This is a genomic window from Herbiconiux sp. (assembly GCF_004297105.1).
In the GTDB taxonomy this organism is placed as follows: Bacteria; Actinomycetota; Actinomycetes; order Actinomycetales; family Microbacteriaceae; genus Herbiconiux.
In genome coordinates, this window is record NZ_SCVE01000018.1 from 388,353 (window position 1) to 400,351 (window position 11,999).

The following is an 11,999-nucleotide window of genomic DNA, read 5'->3' on the forward strand; positions in this document are numbered from 1 at the left end:
ACAGCCGAGCAAGCCGGCTCACGGAAGGAAACCAATATGGAACGCATGGTTGATCGCTCGGTGAGCGCCGCCGCATTCACCGATGAGGCTGGAGCGGCCCTGCCCGAGCACGCCGATGTCATCGTGGTGGGAGGCGGCATCGTTGGCGCGAGCATCTCCTATCACCTGAACCTGCTGGGCAAGACGGACGTGCTGATGCTCGAGGCAAACGTGCTCGCCAGCGGCACAACCTGGCACGCTGCGGGTCTCGTGAACGCGGGGCGAGGCTCGGCAGCGATGACCGAACTCTCGAAGTACGGTGCTCAGTTCTATAAAGAGTTAGAAGAAAAGAGCGGCATAGACGTTTCGTTCGTGGAGGCCGGTTCACTCAGCGTTGCACGCACCCCTGGTCGGGTTGACGAGATTCTCTATGCCAAAGACGTGGCGGATCAGTGCGGAGTGCGCAATGAGTACCTGAGCGAGGAGCGCCTGCGCGAGGTGTGGCCCATCGCGGAGACCGAGGGCGTGCTGGGTGCCCTGCTCATGCTCGACGACGGATATATGAATCCAGGCTGGGCCAGCGTCGCGATCGCGAAGCTCGCCCACGAGGCCGGCACGACTGTGCGCGAGCAGGCAAGGGCCACAAACCTGCTCGTAGAGAACGGTCGAGTCACGGGTGTCGTCACCGAGCGCGGCGCGGTCACCGCGAACACCGTGGTGCTCGCTTGCGGACTGTGGACGAGGGATCTCGCCGACAAGGTCGGCGTGCCGGTTCCGCTGTACCCGGCTGAACACGTGCACGTGCGCTCGAACGAGGTCGAGGGTGCTGTGCCCACGCTTCCCGTCTACCGCGACCTCGACAACAGCTACTACCTGCGCCATGAGCACGGGCGACTTCTCGTCGGCGCGTTCGAACCGGACGGGCTCCCCAGGGGCACTCACGAGTTCTCGACGGAGGGCTTCGCGGAGTTTCCCGAAGACTGGGCGCACTTCAGCAAGATCCGCACCCAGGCAGAGAAGACGGTGCCAGGCCTTGCTGACGCGGGCTACGACCGCTTTCTTAACGCACCCGAAAGCTTCACCCCCGATGCCGAGTTCATTTTGGGTGAGACCGCCGAGGTCGAGGGGCTGTTTGTGGCGGCCGGCTTCAACTCGCAGGGCATCATCTATGGCCCCGGCGTCGGTAAGAAGCTCGCCGATTGGATTGTGAGCGGCAGCTCCGACTTCGCTTCGACCTCGGTCGACGTGCGCCGATTCTCGAAGCAGCAGAACAATCGCCACTACCTGCACGCGCGCACCGTCGAGGCGCTGGGCCGCTTGTACGCCATGCATTGGCCAGCTAAGCAGGTTGACACCGCCCGCTACGTGCGCCGCACGCCGCTCTATCAGCGCCTCGAAGAGCACGGCGCTTGCTTCGGCGAGGTCAATGGCCTCGAGCGGGCATTTTGGTACGGTGATCCGGGATCCCGACCCGAGTACGACTATAGCTATGGGCGTACGAGCTGGTTCGAGAACGTCGCTGCGGAGCATCGTGCGACGCGCGAGGGGGTCACCCTCTTCGACCTGAGCCCGTTCGCCAAGTTCGAGGTCGTCGGCCCCGATGCGCTTGCAGTCTGTCAGCGCGTTGCGACGGCAGACATCGACGTGTCGGTCAACAAGGGTGTGTACACCTTGTTCCTCAACAAGAACGGCACGATCGAACTCGACGGCACAATCACGCGCCTGGCCGAAGACAAGTTTCTTGTGGTCACACCCTCGTTCACCCAGCACCAGACGGAGGCGATGCTGAACAAGGAGGCGAAGGGCCGCGCGGCGGCCGTGTTCAACGCGACGGCGAGCCTCGCAACCATCGCGGTGAACGGCCCCCGCAGCCGCGAGCTGATGCAACTGGTCGCGCCTAACGAAGACTGGTCGAACGAGGCCCAGCCCTATACTCACGGTCGGATGATCGAGATTGCCGACGGCTACGCCTACTGCCTGCGCGTCAGCTTCGTTGGCGAGCTCGGCTTCGAGATCTACCCCAGCGCCGACCTCGCGATCAATGTGCTCGATGCGCTGCTCGATGCGGGCAAGCCGCTCGGTGTGAAGTTTGCCGGCTATCACGCGCTCGATTCCCTGCGCTCCGAAAAGGGCTTCCGCCACCACGGCCACGACATCGGCCCCGATGTCGATCCCTATTCGGCAGGCCTCGGGTTCACGCTTGCGAAAGATAAGCCGGGCGGCTTCATCGGCCTCGAGGCCGTGCGGCAGCTCGATCCCAAATCGCCCCGCCTGCGCACCGTCTACGTGAAGCTCGATGATCCCGAGCCACTTTTCGTGCACGACGAGACGGTGTATTGCAATGGCAAACAGGTGGGGCGCCTGACGAGCGGCGCATACGGACACACCATAGGTGGTGCTGTCGGGATCGCCCTCATCGACCCGAATGTCGACTTCGAGGGTGTATTCGAGGTGAAGTGCAAGGGTGTGCTCTACCCCGCGACCGTGCAGCGGCGACCCTTCTACGATCCGAAGGGCGAGCGACTCAAGGGGTGAACTCGGCGGAGGTCGAAAGCGATCGAAGCTGACCCGCGCCCTTCCAAAGCGTGTAGGCGTTGAAGAATCGTCTCGTCGTGACTGGCGTACAGGCGGGTGACCATCGGGGAGCGACGAACACCGTATACCGAATTGCCCGCGCGCCTGGGGCCCGGGTCGCGACCACGCGATCTCGGCATGAGTACATTTCCTGGAAACATCACAACAAAGGGAGACCCACGTGTCAGACCAGTCCGAATTCTTCAACGAGCCCATCGAGGTCGTCGATCCCGAGATTGCAGAGGTGCTGCAGAACGAGCTAAACCGCCAGCGCACTACACTCGAGATGATCGCGAGCGAGAACTTTGTGCCCCGCGCCGTCCTCGAGGCCCAGGGCTCGGTGCTCACCAACAAGTACGCCGAGGGCTACCCGGGCCGCCGCTACTACGGCGGCTGCGAGTTCGTCGACGTCGCGGAGGAGCTGGCCCGCGAGCGTGCGAAGAGCCTGTTCGGCGCCAAGTACGCGAACGTGCAGCCCCACTCCGGCGCCTCGGCCAACGCGGCCGTGCTGAGCGCCATCGCCGAGCCCGGCGACACCATCCTCGGCCTCGAGCTGGCCCACGGCGGCCACCTCACCCACGGCATGAAGCTCAACTTCTCGGGCAAGCTCTACAAGGTCGCCTCCTACGGCGTCGATCCCGAGACCTTCCTCATCGACATGGACGTCGTGCGCCGGCAGGCGCTCGAGCACAGGCCGAAGGTCATCATCGCCGGCTGGTCGGCCTACCCCCGCACGCTCGACTTCGCGAAGTTCCGCGAGATCGCCGATGAGGTGGGCGCGATCCTGTGGGTCGACATGGCGCACTTCGCCGGCCTCGTCGCCGCGGGCCTCTACCCGAGCCCCGTGCCGCACGCCCACGTCGTCTCCTCGACCGTGCACAAGACCATCGGCGGCCCCCGCTCCGGCTTCATCCTCACCAACGACCTCGAGCTGTACAAGAAGCTCAACTCCAACGTGTTCCCGGGCCAGCAGGGCGGCCCCCTCATGCACGTCATCGCGGCGAAGGCCACCGCCTTCAAGCTCGCCGCCACCGACGAGTTCGCGGACCGCCAGGTGCGCACCCTCTCGGGCGCGAAGATCGTCGCGGAGGCGCTCACCTCCGAGGCGTCGAAGGCCGCCGGAGTCGACGTGCTCACGGGCGGCACCGATGTGCACCTCGTGCTCGCCGATCTGCGGGGCAGCGAACTTGACGGCCAGCAGGCCGAGGACGCGCTGCACGCCGTCGGCATCACCGTCAACCGCAACGCGGTGCCCTTCGACCCGCGCCCGCCGATGGTCACCAGCGGACTGCGCATCGGCACCCCCGCCCTCGCCACCCGCGGCTTCGGCGACGCCGAGTTCGCCGAGGTCGCCGACGTCATCGCGCAGACCCTGCAGCAGGCGGGCGACGTGGAGGCTCTGAAGGCCCGCACCACCGCGCTGGCCGAGGCCTTCCCGCTGTACCCCGGCCTCGAGACCTGGTGAGCCGCGTGACCGCGCAGAGGCTCGACGGGACGGCTGCCGCGGCCGCGATCAAGCAGGAACTGCAGGAGCGCGTCGCCGTGCTGCGCGAGCGGGGCGTCGTGCCCGGGCTCGCGACCGTGCTGGTCGGCGAGGATCCCGGATCCCAGTGGTACGTCGCGGGCAAGCACCGCGACTGCGCCGAGGTGGGCATCGCGTCGATCAAGCGCGAGCTGCCCGAGACGGTGACGCAGGAGGAGCTGGAGGCGGTGCTCGACGAGCTCAACGCCGACCCCGCCTGCACCGGCTACATCGTGCAGCTGCCGCTGCCGAAGCACATCGACACCGACCGCATCCTCGAGCGCATCGACCCCGACAAGGACGCCGACGGCCTGCACCCCACCAACCTGGGGCGGCTCGTGCTCAACGCCAACACCCCGATCGCGAGCCCGCTGCCGTGCACGCCGCGCGGCGTGATCGAGCTGGTCGAGCGCAACGGCCTGTCGTGGGCGGGCAAGCGCGTCGTGGTCGTGGGCCGCGGCGTGACGGTCGGCCGGCCGATCGGCCCGCTGCTCACGCGCCGCGAGTACAACGCGACGGTCACGCTGACGCACACGGGCACCGCCGATCTGGGCGCCGAGCTGCGTCGCGCCGACGTCATCGTGGCCGCGGCGGGCGTCGAGGGCATCGTGCGCGCCGAGGACGTGCAGCCCGGTGCGATCGTGCTCGATGTGGGGGTCTCGCGGAGGACGGATCCCGAGACCGGCAAGAGCCGCGTGGTGGGAGACGTCGATCCCGCGGTGGCCGAGGTGGCGGGGTGGATCTCGCCGAACCCCGGCGGCGTCGGCCCGATGACGCGCGCGCTGCTCCTCAAGAACGTCGTGGAGATGGCGGAGCGCGAAACGGACGCGAAGCGTTCGTGATCACTCGGCCTCCGCTCACAAGCGGAGTTTACGAGCGCACTGCCTCCTTGCCGCCCATCAGCCCCCTGCGGGTGGCCTGTACGATGGCCCCTTCGCGGCGGCCGACGCCGAGTTTGCGGTAGGCGGCGCCGAGGTGGTTTGCCGGTGCCTTGGAAAGCGGGTGTGTGACGATCGGATGCGAAGAAGAGGTAGCGGCAGCGACATGCCGAGATACAACCGCATACGGAGTCTCCGTCGCAGCCAGCAATAGTGGAAAGTCCCGACAGTCTGCCTCAGCGAGCATCTCCGATGCTTACCGGAGGTGCAACGTCGTGATCTCCAATCATCAGCCCTGAGAGACCAGCATCGTCGAGCTTTTGGATGAACTCCACTTGTTCGATTGGATCCGTTGGAACACAGAGGCCTACAGTCATCAGAAGCTCGTGCGGCCCCAGCCACTGCTCGGGCAACTGTATCTCACGGCTGTGCGCCCAGAGAACCTCTCGCGCAAGCCCATCACGTCCCGCCAATACCTTGATGCCTAGGTTGGCGGTCGACACAAGGTCTTCGATCAGCAGTACCGCTCCCGATGATTGCATGATCAGATGATGACTCAATAAATCTGAGCATTTCATATCATCGAACAGAAGAATGCATCTGACGAGGCAGCTCTTGGTCGAGGCACTCCATCGCATTGGGTGGGGGCTGGAGGATCCGAAGACACCTGCTCTCGACGCAAGAACCCATAGCGCAGAGTGATCCGGACCGCCCGTTCAATGCATCTCGATCGGAGGAGAATCCTCGACCGCCCACTTGGAGCTCCACATCCTAGACAACCAGCCCAGAGTTGGCTGCCGACCAGGTCGCGATCCCCGAGCGCGACCTACGAGCCCGTGGTATCAATTATTCACTTTGAGTCGAGTAAGGCGAGAGGTTATCTCAGCAGCCACGTGCGGCCGTAGGACCGCCGCTAAGGCCGGTAAGTGGGACCATTCTTCTCTCCCGCCTTCGCAGACGCACCGGCCAGCTCAAGCATGCTGAAAAGCCGCATCCTGGTGTCACGTGGATCGATGATGTCCTCGATTCCGAACTTCTTGATCGTGCGCCAGGGCGAATTCTGGTTCTCGTACCGCGTCTTGAGCTCTGCGCGCAACGCCTCGGGATCCTCAGCTGCAGCCAGCTCAGCGCCGTGCGCGGCCTCAAGGCCGGCCTCGAGCGGCAAGTCACCCCAAATGCCGGTTGGCCAGGCGAAGTGCATGCTCTGCGGATTTGCATTGCCGGTCGCGGCCGCCGCAAGTCCGTAGGAACGGCGGATCTGGATTGTGTAGACAGGTACGGTAACCATCTGAATCGCGTGCACGGCACGGATACCCGCCCGCATGACGCCGCTGCGCTCAGCCTCAGGACCAATCATGAAGCCGGGCACGTCAGCGAAGTAGACGATTGGCAAGTGGAACGTGTCGCACATCTGCGTGAAGCGCGCCTGCTTCTCCGAGGCTGGCCGATCCAACGCTCCAGCATTGACGAGCGGGTTCGATGCGATCACTCCAACCGGGTAGCCACCGATGCGCGCCATACCCGTGATCACGGCATCACCGAAATTCTCCGCTACCTCGAAGAACGAATCCTCGTCAACGATCTCCTCGACGATCGGCCGCACGTCAAACGGTGCCCTGGTGTCGGTCGGCATCAGGTCTAGTAGCGTATTGCCCTGCCGCTCGAGGCTCTTAACGAACGGCGCACGCGGCGGCAGCTCATCGACGCTGCCGGGCATGTACTCGAGGAAGATGCGCGCCTGATCGATTGCGTCCTCGTCGTCGATCGCCTCATTGTCGATGAGACCGGAGTAGACGGTATGGATCTGGCTGCCTCCGAGATCCAGCTTGTCGATGTCGAGGCCCAGTGCCTGCTTTACAAGCGGCGGGCCACCAGCGAAGAGGCACGCCTGATCCTTGGTCATGACGGAGAAGTGCGACATACCCGCGCGCGCCGCGGAGGATCCGGCAGTCGGCCCCATCACGGCCGCAATCACGGGCACCCGCGTGAGCAGCTCGGCGATCGGGAAGATCGGCTCGGCCGAGACGAGGTGCGGGTAGCCGATCTCCTCTTGAATCGCGACCGTGCCGCCCACGCCATGGATGAGCAGGATCAGCGGCACCCGGTAGGTATAGGCCACCTCCTCGATGAAGCCACCCCAGCCGCCCTTGACCTTCGAGAGGTGCATTCCGGTGCCACCACCCTGCACGGTGAAATCCTCCGCGCCAATCGCAACGAGGCGTCCGTCGACGCGCGCGAGCCCGCAGAGAAAGGACGGTGGCATCTCACCCTCGACGCTCGGAGTCGTCACGAACATGCCGAACTCGACGAATGTGCCGGGATCAGCGAGCCGGTCGATGCGCTCGCGCGCCGTCAGGCGCCCCAGTGCGTGCTCACGATCGATGCGCCGCTGTCCGCCCGCCCGGAGCGCCCACTCGCGGCGCTCTTCGAGATGACTGATCAGACTAGCCCAATCCTCCGACATGGTCTCCGTTTCGGTGCACTTTTCCATACTGCAGTCCTCCTTGACTTTGGTCTGTGTCGTTGCGAGCTTCTACGCGCGTCGGCCGGAATCTGGTGCCGCTCACAAGGCGGCGGCTTCCTCGACAACCAGACCCGGAGCCCCCGGTTTCGCGGCGGCCGATTCGCACACATCGCATCGGGTGAAATTGCGGATCCACGCTTCGACCTTCGTCTCAGGGTCGATGCGGCCCGCGAGGGTGTCGTCGATGATCAGGTTGACGCTAACGCCCCACGTTACTCCGATAAGATCATCGGCCACCGCGCCAGCGTCGAGATGCTCACACACCTCGCCCGCATCCTGCGCCTGGCGCAACGCCTTGAGCACGATCTTGGTCCACGCCTGCAAGTAGGCGCGCGTCTCCTCGCGCAGCAGCGGTTCCACTACGCCCTCAATGTAGAAGAAGAGGAACGTCTTCACTATCGCAACGCGCACCGTATCGGTCGGCAGCGTATCCCGTAGCAACGCCCTCACCGCACCAAGCCCAGAGGAGTCCCGCATAATCACGCGCTGCCGCTCGGCCTCGATCGATGCCGAGCGGCGCAGCACCTCGATGAGCAGACCATCGCGGTTGACGAAGTAATGGGCGATCACGCCCGTCGACCAGTTGGATCGTTGCGCGACCTCGCGCAACGTCACTCCGTCGAGCCCTTTCTCGCTGATCAGTTCAAGCACTACGTCTGAGATCTCCCGACGTCGCTCCTCGTGATCGATGACCTTTGGCATGTACACACTCTCCTCACAGCTCGCGGCGTAAGGCGAGCATCTCACGCCGCTGAAAGGAGAACGACCGCGATAACCGTGGTCGACATCATTGATGCGGCGTGCATCTTATTTATAACATACGTTCGACATACTTGCGATTTCCGCTTAGTATGCAAATGCGGCATCCGATTCTCTACCTCAGAGGCGCGGGTCCGCGCTCAACCCGACAGGGGGCCGCACCAGTCCGCGATCCCTGCACATCCAAGGAGCAATCATGAAACAACGACGTTATCTTCTCCCCGGAATCGCTCTCGCCTGCGGACTCGCACTTGCCATCACCGGCTGCAGCGGCAATGGCGGAAACCGAGCCAACGCCTCCGATTTCGATCCGGAAGTCTTCCCGGATTCCACCTATGGCGATCTCTCAGGCGACATCATTCTCCACGACGGCAGCGGTGGCGCGACGCTCGACGCCTACACCGACACCTTCCTCAAGCGTTTCCAGGAGCGCACCGGCGTCAACACCAAGACCGAGTTCAACGGAGACCAGTCGAAGTTCTTCGCGGCGGCGGAATCGGGCAACGTACCGTGGAGCGCGATCGCCTTCCCGACTGTCGCCGACTTCGTGAAGGCACGCGACGGGGGCTACCTGCAGAAGATCGACACCTCGAAGGTGCACACCGACGAACTCGAGGACGGCACTTACGACGACTATGGCTTCTACACGCAGCGCTACACGGCAAACATCGCGTACAACACCGACTCTTTCCCCGACGGCAAGGGGCCTCAAAATGCGAAGGACTTCTTCGACACGGAGAAGTTCCCCGGCAAGCGCTGCCTCTACGACTACCCGCAGCTGGCAAGCACCCTCGAACTCCCTCTCATCGCCGACGGCGTGAGCCACGACGACCTCTATCCGCTCGACCTGGATCGCGCGTTCAAGAAGCTCGACACCATCAAGGACGACATCGTCTGGTACAGCGACGGCGATTCCGCGATCCGATACCTCACGAGCGGCGAGTGCGACATGGGCACCATTTGGAGCGGCCGGGGATTCAACGCGGTGGTGAAGGATGACGCACCCATCGAGATGGTGTGGGACGATGCGCAGATCGCTGACGCAGTGCTCGCTGTGCCGAAGGACGCGCCGAGCCCCGAGGCCGGCCAGGCGCTACTCGCGATGAACATCGACGACAAGGAGTCGTACGCCAACTTCGTGAACAAGATCACCTACACGACCCAGTTCACGGACCCGGCTGCACTTGACGGCGTGGATGAGGACGTCAAGCCGTGGCTCGCGACGAAAGAGAACACAGCGAACGGATACAATCTCGATTCTCAGTGGTACGCCGAGAACCTCGACGATATCCTCAGCAAGTTCAACGCCTACTTGCAGAGCTAGGGAAGATTCGGCCTCTGAGCTGACCCCGGGAGTCGGACTGAAAGAATCAGTTCCGCCTCCCGGGGTCACTGCTTTATGACGAACAGAGTTCCTTGACCCAACCGCAGCGCGAACGAGCGTACGTCGCTCAAAGTGATATGGATGGCAGAGCCGTCCCGACACGCAGATGTGGCCTCACGCTGGGCGGTAAGGCATCTCTATCAGCGATGGAAGATGCATAAGTGATGAAGCAGTCGTACTCGTTCGAGGTGAAGTCCGCTCTTGCAACGGTTCGTTGCGGGCGAGTCTCCGTTCGCGTCGGCAGAAGAGACAGAGCTGCCAGTAGCCGGCATTGCCCGAGGTATCGAATTCAGGGCGAGAAAGACTTGCGTCCAGAGCCGAGGGGTCAGCCCGCGAAGATACCGGACGAGACATTGGAGCTGATCGAGGTCGAGCGGCTTCTTCGCGAAGTCGAGTACCTCCAGGGAGAGAACTTAGCTGGGAAAATCGCGGAGCTGGAGGGAACACGAACATGGCTCCGAGCCACGGCCTCCGTGATCCTCAATGCAGAGCACGCTCTCAACGACCCCCTGCGCGGCCGCGGGCTTGGCGAGGCCGACATGTATCACCAAGGCCAAGCTCGATGCGGAGGATCCGCATACGAAGTTCAAGGCCGAGACCCGGCATCAGTTCAACCGGTTCAAGCACCGTTACGGGCATCGCGATAGTCCTGACAGTCTGCGCAAGGCTAACTGGGTGTTGCATAGATGAGGAGTGTTGAAGCTCATCTGCACGTTGGGGCCACAGTGTAAGGTCCCGTGCCGGAAATATTGCGACTCAGGCTAAGGCGAAGTCGGCAAGACTGTGCCGAACCCGGCCGCCTTCGAAAACGCCGCTGGAAACTTCCCTGGCTCTTCTAAAGCGGGGACAGAAATCGATCGTTCTCGGTATCGGGGCGTCCAGTTCTCAGCAGGCCACTTGGCGCAAGCTCGGCACCGAACGTGCTGATGTCTCGCGAGGACGACTGTCTCGACTACACCATCATGGAAGCGCTTCTTGGGCACCTCAAGGACGAGTTCTATTTCAGCACCACATTCACCTCGACGGACCTCTTGATCGCCACGATCGATGTCGAACAGATTCAGTACCGAGCAAGGACCCTTCAACGCTGAAGGGCCTGTTCCCGGTACGTTGTCGGGCCCAGGTACTTACCGTGTGACCCGCTGCCACCGCGATTGACCAGCCCAACGAAACGGGGACCAGCCAGGTCATCATGAGCCCGGGGCGCCTTTCGTTGCTCCGAATCAAGCCGTGGCGGGTGCCCGGGTCTCGAGGCGCACCATGGCTTCTGGATCCCAAGCGACCGTGACCGGCGCCCCTTGGGTGAGATGTTCGGCGCTCAGGTGGGTGTCAATATGCAGCAGCGCCTCTCCCGCTCGCACCGTCACCTTGGTTGAACTGCCCATGAAGTTCACGAGCTCGACCGTGCCGTCGAGCGCGTAGTGGCCAGCCGGCTGCGACTCCCCCATCGCGTCCACGACAACTATGTCCTCGGGACGCAGTGAGTATCGTCCATCGCCTTCGAGCTCGACCGGATCACCACCGACCGCGCGGATGCCTGCCAGGTCGCTCGCCAGAATATTGGTATCGCCGAGGAAGCGCGCCACGAACTCGGTCTCGGGGTGGTTGTACACCTTCTCAGGGGCGCCTCGCTGCACGATACCCCCGTCGTCCATCACGACGACCGTGTCAGAGAGGAGGAAGGCTTCCTCCTGGTCGTGTGTCACATATACGGCGGTGGTGCCGGTCTCCTGCTGAATCCGCCGGAGCTCAGCACCCAGCTGCTGCCGGAGCTTGCGATCGAGCGCGCCAAGAGGCTCGTCAAGCAGCAGTACGTCGGGCTCATAGACCAGGGCGCGCGCGATCGCGACGCGCTGCTGCTGGCCGCCGCTGATCTGGCCTGGCATGCGGTCCGCGAGGTGGCTGAGTCCCACCAGATCGAGCACGCGATCCACTTTCTCCCTGCGTGCCGCTTTGTCGATCTTGCGGGTCTTGAGCGGGAAGTCGATGTTGTCGCGCACGCTCAGATGCGGGAAAAGGGCGTAGTGCTGGAAGACGAAACCAATGTTGCGCTCCTGGATCGCGACATTCGTGACGTCACGATTTCCGATGATGATAGCACCTTCGGTGGGGGTGATAAGCCCGGAGATGATCCGGAGCAGTGTCGTCTTGCCTGAACCGCTCGGTCCGAGCAGCGTGCAGAAGGTGCCCGGCTGGATCATGAGGTCGGTCTCGTGTAGCGCTTGGAAGCCGTTGTCGAAGGTGTGGGCCACGCCCTGGATCGTGACTGGGAGCGCAGTGCGCTCGGATACGTTCGCCATGAGGTTCTCCGTGTTTCTGTTCTGGCCTGTTCGGGGGGGAGGTATCGAGTTCTGGACGTGAGGATCAGTGGTACTGCGC

At 63.5% G+C, this 11,999-nt stretch carries 8 protein-coding genes; 4 read left to right on the plus strand and 4 right to left on the minus strand.

Features of this window, described 5'->3' with window-relative positions; translation table 11 throughout:
* Positions 1-36 precede the first annotated feature (36 nt).
* The 3 genes from EPO52_RS15400 (at position 37) to EPO52_RS15410 (ending at position 4,917) form a co-directional block, all read left to right on the plus strand.
* On the plus strand, positions 37-2,514 hold the full coding sequence (locus EPO52_RS15400) for an FAD-dependent oxidoreductase (protein ID WP_290808153.1): 2,478 nt from the start codon (positions 37-39) through the stop codon (positions 2,512-2,514).
* A gap of 220 nt (positions 2,515-2,734) precedes the next feature.
* Positions 2,735-4,018 carry a serine hydroxymethyltransferase gene (glyA, locus tag EPO52_RS15405; RefSeq protein ID WP_290808155.1) on the plus strand — a complete coding sequence of 428 codons (1,284 nt, stop codon included), beginning with the start codon at positions 2,735-2,737 and terminating at the stop codon, positions 4,016-4,018.
* 5 nt (positions 4,019-4,023) lie between these two features.
* Complete coding sequence (locus tag EPO52_RS15410) at positions 4,024-4,917, plus strand: bifunctional methylenetetrahydrofolate dehydrogenase/methenyltetrahydrofolate cyclohydrolase (protein ID WP_290808157.1); 894 nt, start codon at positions 4,024-4,026, stop codon at positions 4,915-4,917.
* Positions 4,918-5,189: 272 nt separating this feature from the next.
* Here EPO52_RS15410 and EPO52_RS15415 read toward each other — a convergent pair whose 3' ends face one another.
* The 3 genes from EPO52_RS15415 to EPO52_RS15425 all read right to left on the minus strand — a co-directional run bounded on the left by EPO52_RS15415 (position 5,190) and on the right by EPO52_RS15425 (position 8,179).
* Positions 5,190-5,495: a PucR family transcriptional regulator ligand-binding domain-containing protein gene (locus tag EPO52_RS15415; protein WP_290808159.1), complete on the minus strand. Its 306-nt coding sequence runs from the start codon at positions 5,493-5,495 to the stop codon at positions 5,190-5,192.
* Between the two features lie 371 nt (positions 5,496-5,866).
* A complete protein-coding gene (locus tag EPO52_RS15420) occupies positions 5,867-7,444 on the minus strand; it encodes a carboxyl transferase domain-containing protein (RefSeq protein WP_290808162.1) in 1,578 nt (525 codons plus the stop codon).
* 72 nt (positions 7,445-7,516) lie between these two features.
* On the minus strand, positions 7,517-8,179 hold the full coding sequence (locus EPO52_RS15425; protein WP_290808165.1) for a TetR/AcrR family transcriptional regulator: 663 nt from the start codon (positions 8,177-8,179) through the stop codon (positions 7,517-7,519).
* 253 nt (positions 8,180-8,432) lie between these two features.
* Here EPO52_RS15425 and EPO52_RS15430 point away from each other — a divergent pair, with 253 nt between their 5' ends.
* On the plus strand, positions 8,433-9,560 hold the full coding sequence (locus EPO52_RS15430) for an extracellular solute-binding protein (protein ID WP_290808168.1): 1,128 nt from the start codon (positions 8,433-8,435) through the stop codon (positions 9,558-9,560).
* A 1,283-nt stretch (positions 9,561-10,843) separates the two neighbouring features.
* On the opposite strand, the gene EPO52_RS15435 is transcribed toward EPO52_RS15430, so the two are convergent.
* Positions 10,844-11,920 carry an ABC transporter ATP-binding protein gene (locus EPO52_RS15435; RefSeq protein ID WP_290808170.1) on the minus strand — a complete coding sequence of 359 codons (1,077 nt, stop codon included), beginning with the start codon at positions 11,918-11,920 and terminating at the stop codon, positions 10,844-10,846.
* Between the last annotated feature and the right edge of the window lie 79 nt (positions 11,921-11,999).

What these genes read in the sequence shown, in the direction of transcription:
- EPO52_RS15430 (WP_290808168.1), top strand. Translation starts at nt 8,433, where the DNA reads ATGAAACAACGACGTTATCTTCTCCCCGGAATCGCTCTCGCCTGCGGA.
- EPO52_RS15400 (WP_290808153.1), top strand. Translation starts at nt 37, where the DNA reads ATGGAACGCATGGTTGATCGCTCGGTGAGCGCCGCCGCATTCACCGAT.
- EPO52_RS15420 (WP_290808162.1), bottom strand. Translation starts at nt 7,444, where the DNA reads ATGGAAAAGTGCACCGAAACGGAGACCATGTCGGAGGATTGGGCTAGT.
- EPO52_RS15415 (WP_290808159.1), bottom strand. Translation starts at nt 5,495, where the DNA reads ATGCAATCATCGGGAGCGGTACTGCTGATCGAAGACCTTGTGTCGACC.
- EPO52_RS15425 (WP_290808165.1), bottom strand. Translation starts at nt 8,179, where the DNA reads ATGCCAAAGGTCATCGATCACGAGGAGCGACGTCGGGAGATCTCAGAC.
- EPO52_RS15435 (WP_290808170.1), bottom strand. Translation starts at nt 11,920, where the DNA reads ATGGCGAACGTATCCGAGCGCACTGCGCTCCCAGTCACGATCCAGGGC.